The sequence below is a fragment of the Ramlibacter sp. AN1015 genome, from assembly GCF_037726105.1.
GTDB lineage: Bacteria > Pseudomonadota > Gammaproteobacteria > Burkholderiales > Burkholderiaceae_C > Ramlibacter.
In genome coordinates this window covers 79,844-101,661 of record NZ_JBBJUM010000006.1, presented here as the reverse complement: position 1 = coordinate 101,661, position 21,818 = coordinate 79,844, and the positions used below count along the sequence as shown (strand labels likewise).

The following is a 21,818-nucleotide window of genomic DNA, read 5'->3' as shown; positions in this document are numbered from 1 at the left end:
CCCAGCCCTCGGCGCACTGCTCATTCGCTGCTGCCGTCCCGCGCACCGGCCGCGAATCGCCCGATACGCCAGCCCGCCGCCAGCGCCGGCCCGAGCGTGGTGCCCGGCCCCGGATAGCTTCCGCGCATGACCGATGCGGCATCGTTGCCGCAGGCGAAGAGCCCGGGGATCGGCGCATCGTCCTCGCCGAGCACGCGTCCTTGGGCGTCGGTCGCCAGGCCGCCGCTGGAGGCCGCGTCCGCCGGCCACATCGCCAGTGCGCAGTAGGGCGGCGTCTCGACCGGCCCGAGGCAGGGGTTGGGCGCGTGCTCCGGATCGCCGTTGAAACGGTCGAACTCGCTGTCGCCCTTGCCGAAGTCCGCATCGCGCCCGGCGCGTGCGAACGTGTTGCTGCGATCGATGGTCGCCTGCAGCGCCGCCACGCCGACCCCGATGCGGCCGGCGAGGGCCTCGAGGGTGAACGCGGTGTGCACATAGCCGCGTGCCACCCACGTCTCCAGGCGCCGGGTGCCCGGCGGAATCGCGCCGAGGCCGTAGCGGCGCACGAAGCGCGCGTCGCACACCAGCCAGGCGGGCGGGCGACCCGCATCGCGCGGCAGCGCCAGCATGGCTTCGACGAAGTGGTGGTACGAGGCGGCCTCGTTCACGAAGCGCCGGCCGCGCGTGTCCACCGCCACCAGGCCGGGCTTGGCGCGGTCCAGGAACAGGTGCGGGAACAGGCCGGTGCTGCCGTCGGGGCGCGCCACCACCGAGACCGGCTGCCAGAGGAAGTTTTCACGGTGCTGCTCGATGCGTGCACCGACCGCCCGTGCCGCCTCGATGCCGGCACCGGCGACGCTCTCGCACGCGAGGCTCTTGAATTCGAAGCCGGCGGGTCCGAGCTCGTCGCGCAGTGCGCGGTGGTGCCCCACGCCGCCGGTTGCCAGCACGACGCCCACCCGTGCACGCAGCACCTGGGTGGCGCCTGCCGCGTCGCGCAGCCGTACGACAGCCACGCGGCCATCCACCCGCTCGAGCGCCTGGAGGCTGCAGCCGAAGCGCATCGCCACGCCGGCCTCGCGCAGGCTCAGGAACAGGCGAGCCACCAGCGCATTGCCCATCACCAGCCGCGTGCCGCGCGGATGCGTCAGCCGGTCGCGCGCATAGCGGGCCACCAGGCGGGCGGCGTGCAGGAAATCCGGCCAGCTCTGCCAGCGCCGCACCAGCGCGCGGATGTCGGCCTTGCCGACCATCATCCCGCCCAGCAGCATGAACTCCGGCATGGGCGGGCGGATGCGATGGAAGTCGGCGCCGAGCAGGCGCCCGTCGAAAGGCAGCGGCGCGAGCGCGCGACCGGCGATCGCGGCGCCGGGCAGGGGCCGGTAGTCGGGGTGCTTGCCCGCGCTGGCGAAGGCCAGGTGCGTGCGCCGCTCCAGGTCGTCCACGGCGGGCCCGGCGCTCGCGAGGAACGCACGGCGCGTGCCGCGGGCGTCGTCGGGGCCTATCAGCGCCTCGAGGTAGCGGGCGGCTTCCTCCACGCTGTCGCCGTGGCCGGCCTCGTGGCCGTGCCGGTTGCCCGGCATCCAGAGCGTGCCGGCGGACGTCGCGGTGGTGCCGCCGACCTGCTGCGTCGCTTCGCACAGCACGACGTTCAGGCCCTCCAGTGCCGCCACCAGGGCGGCGGCCATGCCCCCCATGCCGGCGCCGATGACGACGAGATCGCAGCCATCGCTCGTGCGCGACGCGGCATGCGGCTCGGCAGCGGAGCCGACACCCTCGCCCGCCCGATCCGTCAAGGGCGTCGCCACTGCAGCAGCGAATGGGGCGTGGACGCGTCGGGATGGTGCTCGAACACGCCTTCGACCGCGTCGCCGATGCGCACCGGCTGCAGCGGGTCTCCGAGCAGGTTGCCCACCATGCGCACATCGCCTGCGTGGGGCAGTTCCACCAGCACGGCGAGGTAGGGGCCGTGCTCCTTGAGCGCCGCATGCGCCGGGTGCCACACGCGCTCCCAGCTGAAGATCCGTCCGCGCGGTGCGACCTCGACCCAGGCCGGATCGAAGGCATGGCAGCGGTGGCAGATCCACTCCGGGCCGAACTGCCACTGCGCGCATTGCGTGCAGCGCTGCACCAGCAGCCGCCCCTCGCGTAGGCCCTGCCAGTAGGGAGCCGAGAGCCCGTCGGGCTCGCTCACCGGGATCGGCAGGCCCGGCGGCAGGGCGCGCGCGGGCGGGGGATTCGAAGCGTTCGACGAGTTCACAGCACGGCCTCCGATCCGAGCAGCAGGTTGCTCACCGGCGAGACCATCGGCCCGCCGATCACCAGCGCCACGTCGCTGCGCGCGGCCTGGCTGGTCGAGGTGCCGCGCACCTGGCGCACGGCCTCCAGCACCAGCTCGAAGCCGTGCATGTAGCACTCGGCCAGGTTGCCCCCGCTGGTGTTGAGCGGCAGGCGCCCGGTGGGCGCGAGCAGGTTTTCCAAGGTGAGGAATTCGTTGCCCTCTTCGGGGGCGAAGAAGCCGTGTTCGACCAGCGCCATGAGCACGCCGCCGGTGAAGTTCTCGTAGCTCTGGACCACGCCCACGTCGGCGGGGCCGATGCCCGCCATGGCGTACAGGTCGGGCGCGACGGTGCCGAAGTTCGCCGAGGCGTAGTGCACCGAGTTGTGAGCGTGGGTGCCGAAGCGCGGGCCCGAGCCCGAAGCGGCGCCCAGCAGGTACACCGGCTTGTGCGGGAAGTCGCGCGCGCGCTCGGCATCGACCAGCACGATGGCGGCGGCGCCGTCGTTCTCCATGCAGCAGTCGAACAGGCGGAACGGCTCGACGATCCAGCGCGACGCGTCGTAGCGCGCCTCGTCGAGCGGCTTGCCGTGCATCACGGCGCGGGGGTTGGCCTGCGCGTGGTGGTAGGACGCCATCGCGATGGCGCGCATCGCCTCGTGCCCGATGCCGTGGTCGTGCAGGTAGCGCTGCACGCGCATCGCGAAGCGCTGCGGCGGCGACAGCACGCCGTAGGGCATGAGGTACGCCTTTTCGCCCGAGATGGTGTCGATGCCGCCGGTCTGGCCGAAACGCCCGAACTGGCCCTGCGCGAGCGCGCGATAGACCACCACGCACTCGGCCTGGCCGGTGGCGATGGCGGCGGCGCCGTTGGCGACCGCGGCGCAGCAGCCGCCACCGCCGCCGCCCCACTGCATGAGCGAGGTGCGCAGGCGCGGCAGGCCCAGCGCCGCGGCCAGGCGGGTGGGGTCGTTGCGGTCGTCGCTGTACGAGGAGAAGCCGTCGATCTCGCGCGCGTCGATGCCGGCGTCGGCGCAGGCCGCAAGAATGGCCGTGAGCGCGAGCTTGAACTCGGCGTCGGGTGACTGGCCGTGGCGAAAGTAGGTGGTTTCGCCCACCCCCGCCACCGCCGCGCGCCCGCGCAGGGTGCGCGCGCTCACGTGGTGATCCCGCCCTTCTTGATGACCTCGCCCCACAGGCGCATCTCGTCGGCGATGCGCTTGGCCATCTCCTCGGGCGAGCTGGCGATGGGCTCGACGTTGCGTGCCTCGAAGCTCTTGCGCACGTCCGGCTTGGCGAGCGAGGCGCGCACCGCCGCATTCAGCCGCTCCACCACCTCGGGCGGCATGCCCTTGGGGCCGAGCAGGCCGAACCAGGCCGAGCTGGCGAAGCCGGGCACTTCCTCGCCGATGGCGGGCAGGTTGGGCACGACCTCGCTGGGCTTGGGCGTGGCCACCGCGAGGTAGCGCACCTTGCCCGTGTTGAGCATGGCCGCCCCGTCCAGCCCGGTGACGAAAGCCGCATGGAGCTGGCCGTTCAGGAACGCCGCCAGCATGGGCGCGCCGCCGGCATAGGGCACGTGCTGCATCTTCAGGCCGGAGGCCTGGTTGAAGTACTCGCCCGAGAGGTGCGAAAGCGAGCCGTTGCCGACAGAGCCGTAGTTCAGCTTGTCGCCCTCGCGCCGGCCGTAGGCCAGGAACTCCTTGAGGTTCTTGGCAGGGCTGTCGATGGGCACCGCCAGGATCATGGGCGTGACCACGACGGTGGAGATCGGCTGCAGGTCGGCCACGGGGTCGTAGGGGATCTTGCGCAGCAGCCCGACCACCGCGTTCGGCCCGGTGTTGCCGAACACCAGCGTGTAGCCGTCGGGGGCGGACTTGGCGACGTGGTCGGTGCCGATGGTGCCGCCCGCGCCGGCGCGGTTGTCGATGACCACGGGCTGCCCCAGGAACTCGCTCATGGGCTGCTGAATCGCCCGCGCGACCTGGTCGGTGGTGCCACCGGCCGGGTAGGGAACGACGATGCGCACGGGCCGCGTGGGCCACGAGGCGCCGGACTGTGCATGGGCGGCCCACGGCACGAGCCCGGCCGTGGCGGCCGTGGCCGCCGTCGCGGCGCCGAGCAGGCGGCGGCGGGTGAGCGTGGGGGGTGCGGTGCGCGGGCTGCGATCCATGGCGTGTCTCCTTCGGTGTGTTCGAACGTTGTCCGTGTGCGATGTCCGTCGCGCGAGGTCGCGCGCCTGACGTGCGCCGCAAGAGCGTAGTGGGCGGCGCCGCCCTGCGGGGCAGGCGCATCGCCGCGCGGCAGGCACACGGGAGCCGGGAGCAGGAGGCTCTTCGGTCCAACCATTCTACCTAGGCACACGGCCGTGTGAACCCCCGGGATTCCCCCGTTCGCTGCCCGCCGCGCAGGGCTCAACCCTTCATCGGGGATGCGTTTCGACACGACCGTTGGCGGCTTGGCAACCCTGCCGTGCGCAGAACGGGGTGGACATTGGTTGGACCATAGCCAATAATTTGGACCAACCATTGCCGGGCCGGTGTCGTTCGCGCCGTCGTCCCGAGATCCTTGGCCGCATTCCTCGGACGTATCGCGACCTGCACACCACGCACCCACACCACCGACAGGAGACCTCCCCATGACGCACCCGACGATCTTTTCCGTGGCACTCGCCGTGGGCGGCCTCGTGGCCGCCGCGGCACCCGCGACGGCGCAGGAAAACTTCCCGACCCGGCCCATCACCATCGTGATCCCCTATCCGGCCGGCGGCACCAGCGACGGCCAGGTGCGCATGTTCCAGGAGGCACTGGGCAAGACGCTGGGCCAGCCCATCGTGGTGGAGAACCGGCCGGGCGCCTCCGGCGCCATTGCGGCCCAGCACGTGGCCCGCTCCAAGCCCGACGGCTACACGCTGCTCTACCCGAACAACGGCGTGGTGATCGCGCCGCTGCTCAACGAGAAAGCCGGCTACGACGCGCTGAAGGACTTCAAGCCGGTGACGACCACCACCGCGGTGCCCATGGTGCTGGTGACGAACAAGTCGGTGCCCGCGAAAGACGCCGCCAGCTTCGTCGAGTGGGCGCGCAAGCAGCCCAAGAGCGTGATGTATGCCTCGGCCGGCACCGCGTCCTATGGGCATCTGGCGTCGGCGCGGCTCGCGCAGATGGCGAACATCAAGGTCGAACACGTGCCCTACAAGGGCGAGGCCGCCACCACCATGGCCGTGCGTTCGGGCGACGTGCAGATGCTGCTGACCACGCCCTCGTCGGCCATGCTCGGCCAGGTGCAGCAGGGCAACCTCACGCTGCTGGGGGTGGCGACGCCCCAGCCCTCGCCGGTGGTGCCGGGCGCGCAGCCGCTGAACAAGGTGGTGCCCGGCTTCACCTCGGAGGTCTGGTTCGGCCTGCTCGCGCCCGCCGGCACGCCCGACGAGGTGATCGACAGGATCCACGGAGCCGTGAAGCAGGTGATGGCCGACGAGTCGCTCAAGGCGCGGCTGCAGCCGACGGGCGCCCTGCCCCAGGTCTCCGGTCCCGCTGAACTGGCCAAGATGATGCGCGAGGAGTCGGCGCAGTGGCGCGACATCATCGGCAAGTACAACATCAAGGCCGACTGAGCAGCCCGCGATGCGAACGGAATACGACCTGATCGTCGTCGGCTCGGGTGCAGCAGGCCTGGCCTGCGCCATCACCGCGAAGAAGCGCGGCCTGGACGTCGCGGTACTCGAAAAAGAGCCGGTGTTCGGCGGCACCACCGCGCTCTCGGGCGGCGTGCTGTGGATCCCGCTCACCCACCACGGACGCAAGCAGGACCCCACCGATTCGCTGGACAAGGTGCGCGAGTTCCTGCGGGCCGAGACCGGCGCGTTCCATGACGAGGCGGCGGTCGAGGCCTTCATCGCGCACGGGCCCGAGATGGTCGATTTCTTCGAGCGCGAGACGCAGATGCAGTTCGTGCCGACGCTCTACCCCGACTACCACCCCACGGCACCGGGGGGCGCCGATGTGGGCCGCTCGATCCTGGCGGCGCCCTACGACATCCGCGGCCTCGGCGCCGACATGGCGCGCCTGAAGCCGCCGCTCAAGACCATCACCTTCATCGGGATGATGTTCAACTCGTCGAACGCCGACCTGAAGCACTTCTTCCGTGCGACCAAGTCGCCCGCCTCGGCCTGGTACGTGGCCCGGCGGCTCGCAAGCCACATGAAGGAGCTGGCCCTGCACCGGCGCGCGGTGCAGGTCACCAGCGGCAATGCGCTGGCGGCGCGGCTGGCCCGCTCCGCGCTCGACCTGTCCATTCCCATCCTCACCGACACGCCCGTGCGCAGCCTGCAGCGCGAGGGCGAGCGCGTCAGCGGCGTCGTGGCCGGCGGCGCACAGGGCGAGCGCACGTTCACCGCGCGCCTGGGCGTGGTGCTGGCCTGCGGCGGCTTCCCGCAGGACAAGGCCCGCATCGCGCAGGCCTATCCGCATGTGCAGCGCGGCCACGAGCACCTCTCGCCCACCCCGGCCGGCAACACCGGCGACGGCTGCACGATGGCCGAGTCGGCGGGCGGCGTGGTGGACATCCGCTTCCCCGAGCCGGCCGCCTGGATGCCGGTCAGCCGCGTCGATTTCGGCAAGGGCGAAGTGGGCGTGTTCCCGCACCTGCTGGACCGCTACAAGCCGGGGGTCATCGGCGTGCTGGCCGACGGCCGGCGCTTCACCAACGAGTCGAACTCCTACCACGACGTCGGCGCTGCGCTGCACCGCGCCTGCGCCGGCCGCGCGGAGACCGCCATGTGGCTGGTGTGCGACAAGACGGCACTCGCCCGCTACGGCCTGGGCTACGTCAAGCCCGCGCCCATGCCGATCGGCCGCTTCGTGCGCAACGGCTATCTGCTGCAGGGCCGCACGCTGGCTGAACTGGCCCAGCGCGCCGGCATCGACGCGGCCGGCCTTGAGCAGACCGTGCGCGAGTACAACGTCGGTGCGCAGCGCGGCGAAGACCCGGCTTTCGGCCGTGGCACCACCAGCTTCAACCGCTACCTCGCCGATCCGGCGCAGCAGCCCAACCCCTGCGTTGCGCCGCTCGCGCAGGGACCGTTCTATGCCGTAAAGCTCGTCATGGGCGAACTCGGCACCTTCGACGGCCTGCGCACCAGCGTGGCCGGCGAGGTGCTGCGCCGCGACGGCAGCCGCGTGGAAGGCCTGTACGCAGTGGGCAACGACCGCGCGAGCGTGATGGGGGGCAACTACCCGGGCGCGGGCATCACCCACGGCCCCAACATGACCTTCGGCTATCTCACGGCCCTGCACATCGCCGGGCAGGCTGCGGCCCGCTCCGCAGGCGCCGAGGAGCAGCCGGCGGTCGAGGCGTCGGCATGAGTAGTGCCGTCGTGACACCTGTGCCGCTTGCGGCGGCGGCTGCATCGGGACTGCAGGACGCCAAGGCATTGGTGGACCACCGCATCTACACCATCGCGCTGCGGCAGATGCCGCAGTTCCTGGACGTGTTCCAGCGCCTGGCGCTGCCGGTGCTCATGGAGACGCTGGGGCACCCGCTGGGCTTCTGGACCAGCCTGGTCGGGCCGCAGAACCAGTTCGTGCACCTGTGGGGCTACGACGACCTGGCCGACTACGAGCGGCGCAGCCGCGCCCGCGACGCACACCCGGATTTCGCGGCCTACCTGGCGGCGTCGGCGCACCTGATCACGGCGCAGGAAACGCGCTTGATCCGCACCGCGCCGCTGTCCGCAGCCCAGGCCTGACGACTCCGAAGCGGCGCCGCGCGGCATTTACGCCCGCACGCGTTCACAGCCGGCTCGCATCGAACTCCAGCCGCCCGAGGCGTCGCCAGCGCCGCGCGCACAGCACCAGGGTGGCCAGGAACAGCAACGCCGCCAGCAGCCCGAAGGCCCACCGCACCGACAGCCACTGCGCGAGCGCGCCCCCGAACAGTTGCGCGAACGGCACGACGCCCATGAAGGCGAGCTGGAACAAGGCGATCAATCCTCCGCGCGCGGCTGCAGGCACGCGCCGATGCATGGTGGCGCTGGTGCCCGTGGCGATGAACGACATGCAGAACCCCAGCAACGCGAACCCGAGCAGGCTGACGGATGGCAAACGGCTCGCGGCGATGAGCACGAGCCCCACCACCGCAAGCCAGGGTCCGAGCAGCAGGAGGCGCCGCAGCAGCACGTCCATGAATCGCGAAGACAGCAGCACCGCGCCTACCAGGGCGCCACCTCCGGCGGCGGCGAAGAACCAGCCGATCCAGCGCGCGGCATCGCCGAAGACACGGTCGGCGAGCACCGGCACCAGCGTCTGGTAGGCGCCGGCGGTGAGGCCCACGCTCGTCAGCAGCGGCAGAAGCAGGCTGGCGAAGCCGTCCTGGCGCACGAAATCCCAGGCCGGTCCGAGACCTCTGGTGGGCGCCGGTGCACCGGGCCCGAGTCCCGCGCCGCGCAAGCCGATCACGCAGCGCAGCATGGCCATCAAGCCCAGTGCCGCGAGGCCGAAGGCCCAGGCCGGCCCCAACGGCTCGAACATCAGCGCCGCGATGCCCGGCCCTGCCGTGCGGGCCAGCAGGAACACCACCGTGTTCATCGCGATGGCACTGCCCATGCGGTTCGCGTCTGCGGCAATGGTGGTGAGCAGCATCAGGCGCGAAGGCACTTCCAGGCCGCCCAGGATGCCGCGCAGCGCAGCGGCCACCAGCAGCAGCGGCAGCGTGAGCGCGTCCAGCACCGCAGCCGCTGCCAGTCCCAGCGCCACCGCCAGCGCGCTCCAGAGCACGGCCAGGCTGATGCTTCGCGCGTTGCCGGCATGCAGGCGCAGCGAGAGCAGCGGAATGACCAGCACCGCCGGGCCGTAGATGAGAAAGTTGAGCAGGCCCAGCGTGGCCGGCGAGCGCGTCAGCTGCCACACCAGCAGGTTGAGCGTGATGTCCAGCACCCAGCTGCCCATGACCGACGCGCCCTGCCCGAACAGATAGCGGCGCACCCGCGGCTCGCCCAGGGCTGGGAACCAGCCGGCAGCTGCGGAAGTGTCTGCGCCCATGCCGTGCGATCCGATCAGCTGTGCCGGCCCCGGCGCGACGCGCTGCCCCGATGCGCCGTGCCCCCTGCGATGCGCGTGCCGCGTGCGCGGGCTGCACACCGCGCCAGGCTGCGCTCGATGGCGTGCAGGCTCACACGTCCATGCGGGCGCGCCCGTTGTTCAGAACGACCAGGTCGCGCTCCTTGGCGCGCACGCGGAAAGCGACTTCGTCGGTACCGATGCGCCAGCTCTCCAGCACCAGCGTCTCGCCGGGAAACACCGGGGCGGTCAGCCGCGCCTGCAGCGCGCGCAGCCGATGCGGCTCGCCGCCGCACGCCTGCTGCACGACGCCGCGTCCGGCCATGCCCCAGGTCGCCAGCCCGTGCAGGATGGGGCGGGGAAATCCGGCCTTGGCCGCGACCTGCGGATCGACGTGCAGCGCGTTGGTGTCGCCGGACAGGCGGTAGACCAGGGCCGCTTCGGGCCGCGTGGGAAGTTCCAGCATGGACTCGGGCGCGCCCTCGGGCACGGCGGGAAGCGCCGGCGCCGCGGCGTCGCCGCCCTGGCCCTGCGAGAAGCCGCCGTCGCCGCGCAGGAACAGCACCTGCTCGCAGACCGCCACCAGCTGCCCGGTGGCGTCGTCGGTGAGCGTCTTCTCCACCGTCAGCACGGCGCCCTTGCCCTCGCCCTTGTCGATGATGCGGGTGACGCGGCTCTCGCCCACCACCGTGGCGGCCACCGGCAGCGGCGCGTGCAGCGTGACGCCCTGCTCGCCGTGCACCAGCTTGAGGAAGTCGATGCCCAGCTCGCTGCGCTCGCGCATCCACGCGCCCGGCGATGCCAGCACTGCAGCCATGGTGGGCAGCGCCACCAGGTCCTTCTCGTAGACGTAGCGCAGCTGCGCGGCATCGAGCGGATCGGAGCCGGCGCCGAGCCCCAGCGCGTAGAGCATGGTGTCGCGCACGGTGTAGGTGTGGCGCACCGCGCCGGAGCGCCAGGCCTTGGTCTTTTCGTAATCGAGCATGGGCGTTCCTCGGATGATGGGAGGCGGCGCGCGAAAGCGCCACAGGTGGCTCGTGGACGGACGGCGGGTTCAGCTCTTGCGATCGTTCGGCTGGGTCGGCGTCGCCGCGGGCCACTGGAACTGCGCCGGCTCGCGCGCGGCGAAGCGCCGCACCGACTCGCGCGCATAGTCGCTCGACGCGGCGATGGCCTGGGCCGAGGCTTCCATGTCGAGCATGGTGGGCAGGTCGCTGTGCAGCGAGGCCTGGAGCGCGCGCTTGGACAGGCTCAGTGCCGTCGCCGAAGCGCCCTCGAAACTGTGGGCGATCTCCAGCGCGCGCGGCAGCAGCTGCTCGGGCGCGAGCGCCTCCAGTGCCAGCTGCATGCGCAGGGCCTCCGCGGCGCCGAACTCGCGCGCCGAGAAGATCAGCTCGCGCGCGCGCTGCAGCCCGACGATGCGCGGCAGCGTGTAGAAGGCGCCGACGTCGGGCACCAGCCCGATGCGGTGGAACACCATCGCCATGCGCACGCGCTCGCTCACCAGCACGATGTCGGCCAGCAGCGCCAGACTGAGGCCGGCGCCGAAGGCGATGCCATCGACGGCGGCAATCACCGGCTTGTCGAGTTCGGTGAAGGCGAGCACCAGCTCGCGGTAGCGCGCCATGCCGGCGCGTCGCTGCTCCACGGTGCGCGCGCCGCCCTGCCACATCTCCTTGACATCGCCGCCGGCGCAGAAATCGCCGCCGGCGCCCGCCAGCACAATCGCGCGTGCGCCCTCGTCGGCGCGCAGGCTGCGCAGCTGCGCCACCAGCGCATCGACGGTGGCGCGGTCGAGGGCGTTCTTGACGCCGGGGCGGTCCAGCGTGAGCAGTGCCACGCCGCCCTCGCGTTCGACGCGCAGGCCGGCGCTCATGCCGTCGCTCCTTCGAGCCGGGCGGAGATGGGCACGCCGCCTTCCATGCGGTCGCAGTACTCGGCCAGGCCCAGCGCGGTGTGGCCCTCGCAGGTGAACTCGGTGAGGCTCTCGGTGATGCGCGTATAGCTGTCCGTCGGCGCAGCATCCTTGCGCCGGTGGCGCAGCGGCACGGTGGTGAGCACGCGACCGCGCAGCACGTAGCTGCGGCTGGCGGTGCGCACCCAGGCGGTGAGCCCACGCGGGTACCAGTCATCGTCGTAGTCGGTCTCGATGCGGCCATCGACCACGGGGTCGTACATGCCATCGACCAGCACGTTGCCGCTGATGCGGTGCGGCCCGCCCTCGGGGCGGCCCTTCACCGACAGCAGCACGCCGAAGTCGCGGCTGAAAGCGACCGGCAGCCACTTGTACCAATGGAAGCTGTGCCAGTGGCGCGGGCCCCAGGACTTGTCGCGGTAGCCGACGCCGGCGCCCAGTTCGTGGCGCTGCCCATCGACCGTGATGTGGCCGGTGACGCCCATGTGCTGCTCGGTGTGGCCGCGGTAGACGGCGTGCTCCGGATCGAGCGCGGCGGGCTGGCCGTCCAGGCCGACGATCTCGCCGCCGTGCATGGGCGAGACGCCCTCGAACTCGAGCGCGATTGCGGCGGGTCGCTTGGGGTATTTGCGAAACGCGGCGCCGGGGTCGGCCAGGTCGCGCCCGTCGTCCATCAGCAGCAGCTCGCCCTCGTAGCGCACGCGCAGCCGCTTGAAGGGCTCCAGCACCTCGAAGCGCATGCCGGCCGCGTCCATCGCGTCGTTCGACGCGATCGGCGGGCGGGCGAACATGAAGCCCACGCGGCCGTCGGGCAGGTAGACGCAGCAGCTCATCTCGGCATGGCCCTCGTTGGGGCGGTTGCCGATGCGCATCCAGGCGCCGATACGCGAGCGGGCGTCGAACGCGTTGAAGTACATGCTCTCGTTGTAGTTGGAGACCGGCTCCGGCGGGTGCGTGTATTCGTCGCGCGGATCGAGCTTGAGCCGGGTGTCGGGGGGCATGTACATGGGCTGCGTCTCCAGTGTGGTGGTGCCGCGATCAGAGGCTGATGTGGAAGCCGCCGTTGACGCCCAGGTGCTGGCCCGTCACGTAGCTCGAAGCGTCGGAGAGCAGGAAGCAGACCACACGCACCACCTCCTCGGGAGTGGACCAGCGGCCCAGGGGGATCTGCGCCAGCATGGCGTCGCGGAATTTCTCGCCGCGCACCACCTCGGTCATGGGCGTCTCCACCACGCCGAAGCACACCGAGTTGGCGCGCAGGTTGTAGCGGCCCCACTCGCGCGCGGCGGTCATGGTCATGCCCAGCATGCCGGCCTTGGCCGCGGCGTAGTTGATCTGCCCGATCGAGCCCTTGCGGCCCGCGTCCGAGGAGATGTTCACCACCGAGCCGCCGCTCTTGTCGCCCTCCTTGGCGCGGGCGATCATGTGCTGGCCCACTGCGCGCATCCAGTAGAACGAGCCGGTGAGGTGCACGTCGATGACCTCCTGCCACTGGGTGTCGGTCATCTTGTCGATCATCGCGGGGCGGATGATGCCGGCGTTGTTGACCAGCCCGTGCACGGCGCCGAAGCGCGCCACCGCGTCGGCCACCGCGCGGTTCGCGAGCGCCGGATCGGCGACGCTGCCCTGCACCGCGAGCACGCGCTCGGCCGGCAGCGGCGACAGCGCGGCGGATAGCGTTTCGCCGTTCAGGTCGATGCCCACCACGTTGCCACCGAGTTCGACCACCAGTTCGGCGATGGCCTTGCCGATGCCCTGGCCGGCGCCGGTGACGACGACGGTGCGGCCTGCGAGAGTGACGAGGGGATTCAAGAGCGGCCTCCTTGCTGCGTGGCGTGTTGCTGGCTTGTTGCTTGGTTGAACCAATGATATTCTAGGCCCTCTCACGCGGTCAACCGGAGCACACGGAACATGAGCATCAAGGGACAGGCCTGCATCGCCGGCGCCTACGAACACCCGACGCGCAAGGCGCCCGACAGGACGGTGGCGCAGCTGCACGCCGAATGCGCGCGCGGCGCGCTGCAGGACGCCGGGCTGACGCTGCAGGACGTGGACGGCTACTTCTGCGCGGGCGACGCCCCCGGGCTGGGTGCCAACAGCATGGCCGACTACCTCGGCCTCACCCGGCTGCGCCACATCGACAGCACCGACACCGGCGGCTCGGCCTACCTGATCCACGTCTCGCATGCGGCCCAGGCGATCGCCGCGGGCAAGTGCGACGTGGCGCTGATCACGCTGGCCGGGCGTCCGCGCAGCGAGGGTTCGAGCGGCGTGGCCGCGCGGCTGGTCACCCCGAGCACGCCCGACGTGCCCTGGGAGTTGCCCTACTCCCCCGTCACGGTGAACATGTACGCGCTGGCCGCCGCGCGGCACATGCACGACTGGGGCACCACCGCCGAGCAGCTGGCCTGGATCAAGGTGGCCGCGGCCGCGCACGCGCAGCACAACCCGAATGCGATGCTGCGCGAGCCGGTCACCGTGCAGGACGTGCTGGCCTCGCCCATGATTTCCGATCCCCTGCGCAAGCTGGACTGCTGCGTGGTCAGCGATGGCGGCGGCGCGCTGGTGGTGGTGCGCCCCGAGATCGCGCGCACGCTCAAGCGGCCCGTGGTGCGGGTACTGGGCGCGGGCGAAGCCCTCAAGGGGCAGCTCAATGGCGCCGTGGACCTGAGCTGGTCGGGCGCCGCAGTCTCCGGCCCCATCGCCTTCGCCGAGGCGGGCGTGACGCCGGCCGACATCCAGTACGTCTCGATCTACGACAGCTTCACCATCACGGTGCTCATGCAGCTCGAAGACCTGGGCTTTTGCCGCAAGGGCGAGGGCGGGCGCTTCGTCGCCGACGGCAACCTGATCTCCGGCGTGGGCAAGCTGCCGTTCAACACCGACGGCGGCGGCCTGTGCAACAACCACCCGGCCAACCGCGGCGGCATCACCAAGGTGATCGAGGCGGTGCGCCAGCTGCGCGGCGAGGCGCATCCCAAGGTGCAGGTCCCGGACTGCCGGCTGGCGCTGGCGCAGGGCACCGGCGGCCTGCTCGGCTCGCGCCACGGCAGCGCCACCCTCATCATGGAAAGGCAGTAACGGCATGAGCACCCCCTATGTCGAGCGCCCGCTCGCGGCGCCCCTGGTCGATGCGGCCACCGAACCCTTCTGGAACGCCGCGCGCGAAGGCCGGCTGACCACGCGGCGCTGCACCGCCTGCGGCAAGCTGCACTGGTACCCGCGCGCGGTGTGCCCCTTCTGCATGGGCGACACCGAGTGGTGCGAGCTGTCCGGCCGCGGCACCGTCTACAGCGTGAGCGTGACGCGCAAGGGCGCACCGCAGGCCTTTGCCATCGCCTACGTCACGCTGGACGAAGGCATCACCATGCTCACCAACATCGTCGATTGCGACCTGGACAGCGTGCGCATCGGCCAGGCCGTGAAGGTGTGCTTCAAACCGGCCGAGGGCGGCGCCGCTGTGCCGATGTTCACGCCGGCCTGAGGCCACGGCCGCCCGCAGCGCGAGCGCGCCGGGCTGTCGCGGACGACACCGGCGAGCGCGGCCCTCAGGGCCGCTGCGTCCACTTCGGGTTGTTCACGCGCAGGCGCGATTGCAGCGTCTCGCGCAGGTGCTCCAGCAGTTCGGGCGCGTCCAGCGGCAGCGCGCCGGAGGCGATGCGGTCGGCCAGCGCGGCATCGAGCGCCTTGCGTTCATCGCCCTGCTGCCCCAGCAGGGCCTGCAGCCGCTGCGCTTCGGCCTGCTCCAGCGCCGGCCCGTGCCGCAGCTCGCGCTGCACGATGCGCAGCACGTTGGCGCAGATGCGGGTCTGCAAAGCGTAGTAGCCGGACAGCTGCGGCTGCAGCTCGTCTTCGAGATAAGCCGCGGCGGCATCGAGCAGCCGGTCGGCAGTGGGAACGGAATCGCTCATCGCGTGTGCTCCTGCGGTGCGGCCAGGGTCATGAGGTCCCACAAAGGCTCTTCCATCCGGCGCCCCACGGCCGCCAGTTCGAGGCTCGCGGGCCTGCCGTCGGGCCGCGTGGCGAGACCTCGGCGGGCGCAGGCGATGGCCCACTTGAGGTTGGAGAACGCCTCCCAGAAGCGCACGCGCTCCCGATCCACCGGCTGGCCCGACGCGGCTTCGTAGGCGGCGTACAGCTCCTCGCGCGCGCCGAAGCCACCCACTTCGCCGGCACCGCCGAAGCGCCAGCTGCGCAGGCACAGCACGCCCAGGTCCTGCATGGGGTCGCCGATGCGCGCGATTTCCCAGTCGAGCACGCAGCGCACGCCCTCGGGGCCGACGATGAGGTTGCCGGTGCGGAAATCGGAGTGGACCAATGCGTGCTGCGATTCGCCGGGCAGATGCTCTTCGACCCAGCGCAGCGACCAGGCGAGCGCCGCATGGCGCGTGAGGCCGCACTGCGCGAGCAGTTCGCCGTACTGCGCCAGCTCCTGCGCCGGCGAAAGCGTATGCAGGAAGGCCAGCGGCGCCAGCGGGACGCGGTGGATGGCGGCCAGTATCTCGCCGCACTGGCGCGCCATGCGCGCGCGCGCCACGGCAAAGCCGGCGTCGCGCACGATGCGGCGCCCCAGGGTCTCGCCCTCCACCCACGCGGTGACATGGCCCTCGCCGAGCCCGTCGTCGGCTTCGAGCACCAGGCGAACGCGCGGCGCCGGGGCGCCGGCCTCGCGGGCGGCCGTCATCAGCGCCGCCTCGTGGGCCGCGCGCAGCTTGGGCACGCCGGCCGCGCCGGGGACCGGCGCGGGAATCTGCTGCAGCACCAGCGGCTCGACGCCGCCCGCGCTCACCCAGTCGAAACGCCAGGTCTGCTTGGTGGCGCCGCCGGTCAGGCGCCGCAGCGCGCGCACCTCGCCGTCGTGGCCGCTGCGGCGGGCCAGGGCGCGCCGCAGCGCCTCGGCCGTCGCCTGCTGCTGCGCGTCGCCGGCCAGCATCAGATCTTGCGCCCGGTGGCCTGCCAGAACGGATCGCGCAGGCGCCGCTTGAAGATCTTGCCGCTGTCCTCGCGCGGCAACTCGGCATGGAAATCGATGCGCCGCGGAACCTTGTAGCGGGCCAGCCGCGCTTCCAGCCAACCCTGGATATCGGCCGCCGTGAGCTGGGCCCCCGGCATCAGCTGGACGGCCGCTGCCAGCGACTCGCCGAAGTCCTCGTCGGGAATGCCGAAGACCGCGCAGTCCTGCACGCCGGGGCACTGCGTGAGCACCATCTCGATTTCGGCCGGATAGATGTTGGTGCCGCCCGAGATCACCATGTCGGAGCGCCGGTCGCACAGGTAGAGGCGGCCGTCCTTCAGGTAGCCGATGTCGCCCACGCTGATGAGGCCGTCACGCTCGACGCTGCGCCGCTTCTCCTCATGGTTGAGGTAGGTGAAGTCGGCATAGGCGGGCACGCGCATGTAGATCTCGCCGGGCTCGCCGGGGGCGACGGGTTGGCCGTCCTCGCCGTAGAAGGCGATGCGGGTGCCCTCCGTCGGCACGCCGACCGAGCCGGGGTGCTCCAGCCAGTCCTGCGGCGTCGCCAGCGTGGCAGTGCCGACCTCGGTGCCGCCGTAGGTCTCGTAGACCACCGGGCCCCACCACTGCATCAGCTCCTGCTTCACCTCGCGCGGGCACGGCGCGCCCGTGTGCGTGACCCAATTGAGCGAGCTCACGTCGTAGCGCTCGCGCACCGCCCGGGGCAGCTTGAGCATGCGCACGAACATGGTGGGCACCATCACGGCGTTGGTGATGCGGTGCTTCTCGATGGCCGCCAGCGTCTCCTCGGGGTCGAACTTCGACTGCAGCACCAGCACGTCGGACACCATCAGCGCCTGGCGTCCGTACGCGTTCGGCGACGCGTGGTAGAGCGGCCCCGTGACCAGCGAGCGCGCGCCGGGCCGCAGGCCGTAGACCTGCGCGATCTGCTCCACGTAGGCCTGCGCCTGCTCGGGCGTGGCGGGATCGCGCTTGACGCCCTTGGGATGCCCCGTGGTGCCCGAGGTGTAGATCATGGTGGCGCGGCTGCGCTTGGGCGGCTCGCTCCAGGGTGCGAAGCCGGCGCACCACTGCGGCCAGGAGATGTCGCCTTCGGGCACGCGGCACAGCGCCTCGGGAATGCCGTAGCGCGCCTGCACCTGGGGCGGCGTGGGCACCACGAGCACCTGCAGCCCGGCCGGCAGGTGCGGGCGCAGCGCGGCGAGCAGGTCGGCGTGGGCGACCAGCACCCTGGGCCGGGCGTCGCGCAGGATGTAGGAGGCCTCGTCCGCCTTGCCGTGCCAGTTGAGCGGAACCGAATAGGCCCCCACGGCGGCGGCCGCCTGCTGCACTTCGAAGAAGGCGAAATCGTTGCGCAGCAGCAGGGCGACGGTGTCGCCCTCGCGCACGCCGAGCGCGTGCAATCCGGTGGCGGCGCGGCGCCCCTGCAGCAGCACCTCGTCGCGCGCGACGCCCTGCTCGTCGAGGTAGATCAAGGCTTGCTGCGTCCGCTCGTGCGCCGGCAAGGTCGTCGGCGATTTCGTGGGCTGGTTCATGGGGGTGTCTCGCTCCGCTCGCTCTGGTGGTTTTCGTGGTGCGCAGCTCAGGCCGCAAGCGCCTGCGCCAGCCGCGCGGCATGCGCATCGGCGTCGCCGAACCACTGGTCCAGCACATGGATGCGGCGCAGCGTGTGCCCCACCGCGTATTCCTCTGTCATGCCGATGCCGCCGTGCAGCTGGATCGCGCCGTGCGCCACGCTGCGGGCGTGCCGTCCGATCGAGAGCTTGGCGCGGTGCAGGTCGAGCGCGGCGCCTTCGCCGTCGGGCTGGTCCACCGCGACGGCGGCGGCAATCGCCATGCTGCGCGCCATCTCCAGGCTCACCAGCATCTCGGCCGCCCGGTGGCGCAGGGCCTGGTTTTCGCCGATGAGCCGGCCGAACTGGCGGCGGGTGTTGAGGTAGTCCATCGCGAGCCGGAAGGCCGCACCCATCGTGCCCACCATGTCGGCACAGGCCGCGGCGGTGCCCACCGCGAGGGTGGCGGCGATGGCGGTATCGCCACGCGCGCCGTCGAGCGGATCGGCCAGGGCTTGCGCCGGGACATGCTGCAGCACCAGCTCGCCGGCCACGCTGTCATCGACCAGGCGGTGCGGTTGCACCTGCAGGCCGTGCGCCGTGGCATCGACCAGGAACAGCGCGCATCCCTCGCGCGCATCCGGGGCACCGGAGACGCGCGCGCTCACGACGAACTGCGAGGCCAGCGGCGCGCCCGGCACGGCGGGCTTGACGCCTTCGAGCACCCAGCCGCTGCCCTCGCGGCGCGCCGCCGTCTCGATCCAGCGTGGCGCGTGGCGCCCCGCCGTCTCGTCGTGGGCCCAGGCCACGATGCGCTCGCCGGTCGCCAGGGACGGCAGCACCCGCGCGCACAGCGCCTCGTCGGCGCCGGTGCGCAGCGCCGTCGCAGCAAGCACGCAGGGCAGCACCGGCTCGAGCGACAGGGCCGCGCCCAGCTCCTGCATCACCGGCAGCAGGTCCTCGCAGCGGCCTCCGAAGCCGCCGTAGGCCTCGGGCACCGCCAGTCCCAGGACGCCGAGTTCGCCCAGCGTCTTCCAGGTCGCCTCGTCATGTCCGCGCGCGCCGGCCGCAATGGCGCGGCGCTGCTCGAATCCGTAGCGGTCGGCCAGCACGCGCGCGAGGCTGTCCTTCAGTGCGCGCTGCTCGTCGTTGAGCTCGAAGTCCATGTGCGTGTTCCTTGTCGTAGGGTCAGCCGACGATGGCCTTGGCCAGGATGTCCTTCTGCACTTCGCTGGTGCCGCCATAGATGCTCGCGGCGCGCGAATAGAAGTAGCGCGGCGTGAGCGGGCCGTGCACCGTGTCGTCGGCGCCGCGCCGCTCCAGGCCCGCAGGGCCGGCGATGCGCGCCAGCAAGGCATTGATCTCCTGCTGCAGCTCCACGCCCTTGAGCTTGAGCACCGACGCGAAGGCCGGCAGGGCCTGCTGCGCCGAGGGCGTGAGCAGGAAGCGCCAGTTGGTGAGTTCGAGCGCGCGTATCTCGGCGTCGAGCTGCGCCATCTCGCTGCGCAGGCGCGCATCGTCGAGCAGCCGCGCGTCGCCCTGGCGCGTGCGCGCGGCGACCTCGCGCGCGTGGTCCAGGCGCTCGCGGCACAGGCCCACGTTGGCGATGCCGGTGCGTTCGTTGGCCAGCAGGAACTTGGCGCAGTCCCAGCCCCTGTTCTCTTCACCCACCAGGTTGGCCACCGGCACCCGCACCTCGTCGAAGAACACCTCGTTGAGATGGTGCTCGCCGTCGATGGACGTGATGGGGCGGATGGTGATGCCGGGCGTGCGCAGGTCGATGAGCAGGAAGGAGATGCCTTCCTGCTTGCGCGCGCCGGTGTCCGTGCGCACCAGCGCGAAGACCCAGTCGGCGACGTGCGCGGTGGTGGTCCAGATCTTCTGGCCGTTGACCACGTACTCGTCGCCTTCGCGGCGCGCCGCGGTGCGCAACGAGGCGAGGTCGGAGCCGGAGCCGGGCTCGGAAAAGCCCTGGCAGAACCACAGGTCGAGGTTGGCGAGCCGGGGCAGGAAATGGTCGCACTGCTGGGGCGTGCCGAACTTCATCAGCACCGGGCCGAGCATGGTGAGGTTGAAGACCTGCGGCAGCGGCGCCGGCGCGCGGTAGAGCTCGTCGAGCAGGATCAGCCGCTCCATCTGCCCGAGTTCGGCACCGCCGTAGCGCCTGGGCCAGTGCGGCGCCGCCCAGCCGCGCTCGTTCAGGATGCGCTGCCACTGCACGGTGTCCTGCTTGCGGGGCGGGTGCCCGGCGCGCAGCCGCTCGCGGATCTCCTGCGGCAGCCGTTCGGCGATGAAGGCGCGCACTTCGGCGCGGAAGGCGCGCTGCGCCGGCGTCAGTTCAAGATCCATCGGTGTCCTCGGGAGGGGCACGCCGGCCCGCGCCGGCATGCGTGCATTATGGTTCTACCAATTCGCCGGACACAAGCAGAGGCTGCGGTGTCGCTGGGTGGGGATCCATGCGCAGGCCGCCCCGCGGTGCCCGGCTCAAGGAACTCAAGGCTCGTAGCCGAAGCCCTGCCCCGGCCGAGCCCTCATGAACTCGGCGCCTTCCGCCTTCCAGTCGGCGCCGGCGGGAACGGTGATGCTGATGGCACGCCACAGGTACTGCTCGGGCTTGGCGGCCGAGGGCGGCACCACGTTCTCGGTGGCGAGCTTGCGCACCGCGTCGAGCAGCAGCCGGCGCGTGCGCACCACGCCGGTGTCGCTGCTGCCGAGGTTCTCGCGCGTGCGGTCGTAGATCGGCGCCACGCCCGACTGGCAGGCGGCGTCCTGCACCCACAGCCCCGGCAGGCCCGAGTTGAACTTGTCCACCTGCAGCTGGTAGTCGAATCGGTAGGCGTTGGCGCGGTTGTAGACCGTCCAGTACGTGTGATACGGCACCGTGACCGGCCGCGGCTCGAAGGCCTTCTCCGAAGCATGGCCGGTTTCGCGGCCGCCGTGGCCCTCCTTGAACAGCCGGCGCGTCTTTTCGTAGAAAGGCTGCGCCGGGTGGTAGGAGAACATGAGGCACAGCGTGTGCTCGTCGTCGATGGGCACCCAGGCATGGCCGCTCAGTTCGGGGAAGTGGCTCTGCGGCGGCACGAGAGTCCAGAACGGCATCAGGAACTGGTTCACACGGATGTAGTTGCGGTCCTCGCCGATCTTGCGGCGCGAGGCGATGCTCACGCCCGAGTCGTGCACCGCGCACTCGAAGCTCGGCGCCAGGTCCTGCGCCTGCTTCCACTGGTTGATCGCGCCCGAGGTATCGACGCGGCCGTGCAGCAGGGCGGCGTGCGCGGAGTCCACCTCGCCTTCGAGCGCCTGCAGCCAGTTGCACTCCTGCACCCGCACCGACAGCGCCACCTGCTCCTGCGGCACCAGGTTCCACTCGACCATCGGCAGCTCGGGCGGCTGCTCGGGATCGGGCCCCATGTAGGTCCACAGCACGCCGTTGCGCTCGCGCACCGGATAGGCCTTCAGGCGCACGCGCGTCGGCATGCGCGAGCCGGCCGGCTCGGCGGGCATTTCCTCGCAGGCGCCGGTGGTGGTGAATTTCCAGCCGTGGTAGACGCAGCGCAGCCCGCCCTCCTCGTTGCGCGCGAACACGAGCGGAGCGCCACGGTGCGGGCAGGCCTGATCGACCAGCCCGACCTGCCCCTGCGTGTCGCGAAAGGCCAGCAGGTCTTCGCCAAGCAGCCGCACGCGATACGGCTGCCCGTCGGGCGGAACATCGCGCGAGAGCAGGAAGGGAATCCAGTAGAGGCGCATCAGCCGCCCCATCTCGGTGCCCGGGCCCACGCGCACCAGGCGCTCGTTGTCTTCGCGGGTCAACATGACGTCATGCTCCTGTTCGTCGGTTTGGTACTACCATTGGACCTATCGTAGCATCGCGCATGTCGGCCAGTCAACGGCGACGGTGGCCGATCGACCTTCTTTGAGGCGACCGGCGCGCATCGGCCTGCAGGCTCCGCAGTGGCGTTCCCGCCTCCACCGCACGCTCGAGCAGCATGCCTACCTTGAGCACGACGGCGCACGCACCGAGGCGGGAGGGCGGCGCACGCGCTGCGGACCTTCGCCCGCG

Annotated in this window: 20 protein-coding genes; 5 read left to right on the top strand and 15 right to left on the bottom strand. The window is 71.4% G+C overall.

The genetic code is table 11. The features are described from left to right. Nucleotides 1–20: 20 nt before the first annotated feature. From WG922_RS11475 to WG922_RS11460, 4 genes are read right to left on the bottom strand one after another with little or no spacing between them, the layout of a single operon-like run. A complete protein-coding gene (locus WG922_RS11475) occupies nucleotides 21–1,787 on the bottom strand; it encodes an FAD-dependent oxidoreductase (protein WP_340282749.1) in 1,767 nt (588 codons plus the stop codon). Next, nucleotides 1,772–2,239: a Zn-ribbon domain-containing OB-fold protein gene (locus WG922_RS11470; RefSeq protein WP_340282747.1), complete on the bottom strand. Its 468-nt coding sequence runs from the start codon at nucleotides 2,237–2,239 to the stop codon at nucleotides 1,772–1,774. Before WG922_RS11470 ends, WG922_RS11475 begins: the two co-directional genes overlap by 16 nt. Next, nucleotides 2,236–3,417 carry a thiolase C-terminal domain-containing protein gene (locus WG922_RS11465; RefSeq protein WP_340282746.1) on the bottom strand — a complete coding sequence of 394 codons (1,182 nt, stop codon included), beginning with the start codon at nucleotides 3,415–3,417 and terminating at the stop codon, nucleotides 2,236–2,238. The genes WG922_RS11470 and WG922_RS11465 overlap by 4 nt, the downstream gene beginning before the upstream one ends. Then, a complete protein-coding gene (locus WG922_RS11460; protein WP_340282745.1) occupies nucleotides 3,414–4,430 on the bottom strand; it encodes a Bug family tripartite tricarboxylate transporter substrate binding protein in 1,017 nt (338 codons plus the stop codon). The genes WG922_RS11465 and WG922_RS11460 overlap by 4 nt, the downstream gene beginning before the upstream one ends. A gap of 465 nt (nucleotides 4,431–4,895) precedes the next feature. On the opposite strand from WG922_RS11460, the gene WG922_RS11455 reads away from it, so the two are divergent. The 3 genes from WG922_RS11455 (at nucleotide 4,896) to WG922_RS11445 (ending at nucleotide 8,006) form a co-directional block, all read left to right on the top strand. Next, nucleotides 4,896–5,873 carry a Bug family tripartite tricarboxylate transporter substrate binding protein gene (locus WG922_RS11455; RefSeq protein ID WP_340282744.1) on the top strand — a complete coding sequence of 326 codons (978 nt, stop codon included), beginning with the start codon at nucleotides 4,896–4,898 and terminating at the stop codon, nucleotides 5,871–5,873. A 10-nt stretch (nucleotides 5,874–5,883) separates the two neighbouring features. Continuing rightward, complete coding sequence (locus WG922_RS11450; protein ID WP_340282743.1) at nucleotides 5,884–7,623, top strand: FAD-dependent oxidoreductase; 1,740 nt, start codon at nucleotides 5,884–5,886, stop codon at nucleotides 7,621–7,623. 107 nt (nucleotides 7,624–7,730) lie between these two features. Next, on the top strand, nucleotides 7,731–8,006 hold the full coding sequence (locus WG922_RS11445) for an NIPSNAP family protein (protein WP_340282939.1): 276 nt from the start codon (nucleotides 7,731–7,733) through the stop codon (nucleotides 8,004–8,006). Nucleotides 8,007–8,049: 43 nt separating this feature from the next. Here the strand turns inward: WG922_RS11445 and WG922_RS11440 are convergent, their stop codons facing one another. The 5 genes from WG922_RS11440 to WG922_RS11420 all read right to left on the bottom strand — a co-directional run bounded on the left by WG922_RS11440 (nucleotide 8,050) and on the right by WG922_RS11420 (nucleotide 13,042). Further along, nucleotides 8,050–9,297 carry an MFS transporter gene (locus tag WG922_RS11440; RefSeq protein ID WP_340282742.1) on the bottom strand — a complete coding sequence of 416 codons (1,248 nt, stop codon included), beginning with the start codon at nucleotides 9,295–9,297 and terminating at the stop codon, nucleotides 8,050–8,052. A 130-nt stretch (nucleotides 9,298–9,427) separates the two neighbouring features. Then, entirely contained in the window at nucleotides 9,428–10,300 is an 873-nt protein-coding gene (locus WG922_RS11435; RefSeq protein WP_340282741.1) for a MaoC/PaaZ C-terminal domain-containing protein, read from the bottom strand. A 69-nt stretch (nucleotides 10,301–10,369) separates the two neighbouring features. Next, a complete protein-coding gene (locus tag WG922_RS11430) occupies nucleotides 10,370–11,191 on the bottom strand; it encodes an enoyl-CoA hydratase/isomerase family protein (protein WP_340282740.1) in 822 nt (273 codons plus the stop codon). Next, the gene (locus tag WG922_RS11425; RefSeq protein ID WP_340282739.1) at nucleotides 11,188–12,237 is read right to left on the bottom strand and encodes a DUF7064 domain-containing protein; all 1,050 of its coding nucleotides are present in this window, start codon (nucleotides 12,235–12,237) and stop codon (nucleotides 11,188–11,190) included. The genes WG922_RS11430 and WG922_RS11425 overlap by 4 nt, the downstream gene beginning before the upstream one ends. A 31-nt stretch (nucleotides 12,238–12,268) precedes the next feature. Next, entirely contained in the window at nucleotides 12,269–13,042 is a 774-nt protein-coding gene (locus tag WG922_RS11420) for an SDR family NAD(P)-dependent oxidoreductase (RefSeq protein WP_340282738.1), read from the bottom strand. Between the two features lie 99 nt (nucleotides 13,043–13,141). Between WG922_RS11420 and WG922_RS11415 the strand changes: the two genes are divergently transcribed. Together WG922_RS11415 and WG922_RS11410 are read left to right on the top strand one after the other, a co-directional pair. After that, complete coding sequence (locus tag WG922_RS11415) at nucleotides 13,142–14,311, top strand: thiolase domain-containing protein (RefSeq protein ID WP_340282737.1); 1,170 nt, start codon at nucleotides 13,142–13,144, stop codon at nucleotides 14,309–14,311. A gap of 4 nt (nucleotides 14,312–14,315) precedes the next feature. Continuing rightward, a complete protein-coding gene (locus WG922_RS11410) occupies nucleotides 14,316–14,714 on the top strand; it encodes a Zn-ribbon domain-containing OB-fold protein (protein ID WP_340282736.1) in 399 nt (132 codons plus the stop codon). Between the two features lie 64 nt (nucleotides 14,715–14,778). Here the strand turns inward: WG922_RS11410 and WG922_RS11405 are convergent, their stop codons facing one another. From WG922_RS11405 to WG922_RS11380, 6 genes are all read right to left on the bottom strand, one after another. Continuing rightward, on the bottom strand, nucleotides 14,779–15,141 hold the full coding sequence (locus WG922_RS11405; protein WP_340282735.1) for a DUF6285 domain-containing protein: 363 nt from the start codon (nucleotides 15,139–15,141) through the stop codon (nucleotides 14,779–14,781). Further along, nucleotides 15,138–16,163, bottom strand: a complete 1,026-nt coding sequence (locus WG922_RS11400) for a phosphotransferase family protein (protein WP_340282734.1) — start codon at nucleotides 16,161–16,163, stop codon at nucleotides 15,138–15,140. The genes WG922_RS11405 and WG922_RS11400 overlap by 4 nt, the downstream gene beginning before the upstream one ends. Continuing rightward, entirely contained in the window at nucleotides 16,163–17,740 is a 1,578-nt protein-coding gene (locus WG922_RS11395) for an acyl-CoA synthetase (RefSeq protein ID WP_340282733.1), read from the bottom strand. The genes WG922_RS11400 and WG922_RS11395 overlap by 1 nt, the downstream gene beginning before the upstream one ends. Before the next feature lie 47 nt (nucleotides 17,741–17,787). Further along, the gene (locus tag WG922_RS11390) at nucleotides 17,788–18,924 is read right to left on the bottom strand and encodes an acyl-CoA dehydrogenase family protein (RefSeq protein ID WP_340282732.1); all 1,137 of its coding nucleotides are present in this window, start codon (nucleotides 18,922–18,924) and stop codon (nucleotides 17,788–17,790) included. Nucleotides 18,925–18,946: 22 nt separating this feature from the next. Next, nucleotides 18,947–20,107, bottom strand: coding sequence for an acyl-CoA dehydrogenase family protein (locus WG922_RS11385; RefSeq protein WP_340282731.1), 1,161 nt, complete (start codon nucleotides 20,105–20,107; stop codon nucleotides 18,947–18,949). A gap of 144 nt (nucleotides 20,108–20,251) precedes the next feature. Beyond that, a complete protein-coding gene (locus WG922_RS11380; RefSeq protein WP_340282730.1) occupies nucleotides 20,252–21,571 on the bottom strand; it encodes a Rieske 2Fe-2S domain-containing protein in 1,320 nt (439 codons plus the stop codon). Between the last annotated feature and the right edge of the window lie 247 nt (nucleotides 21,572–21,818).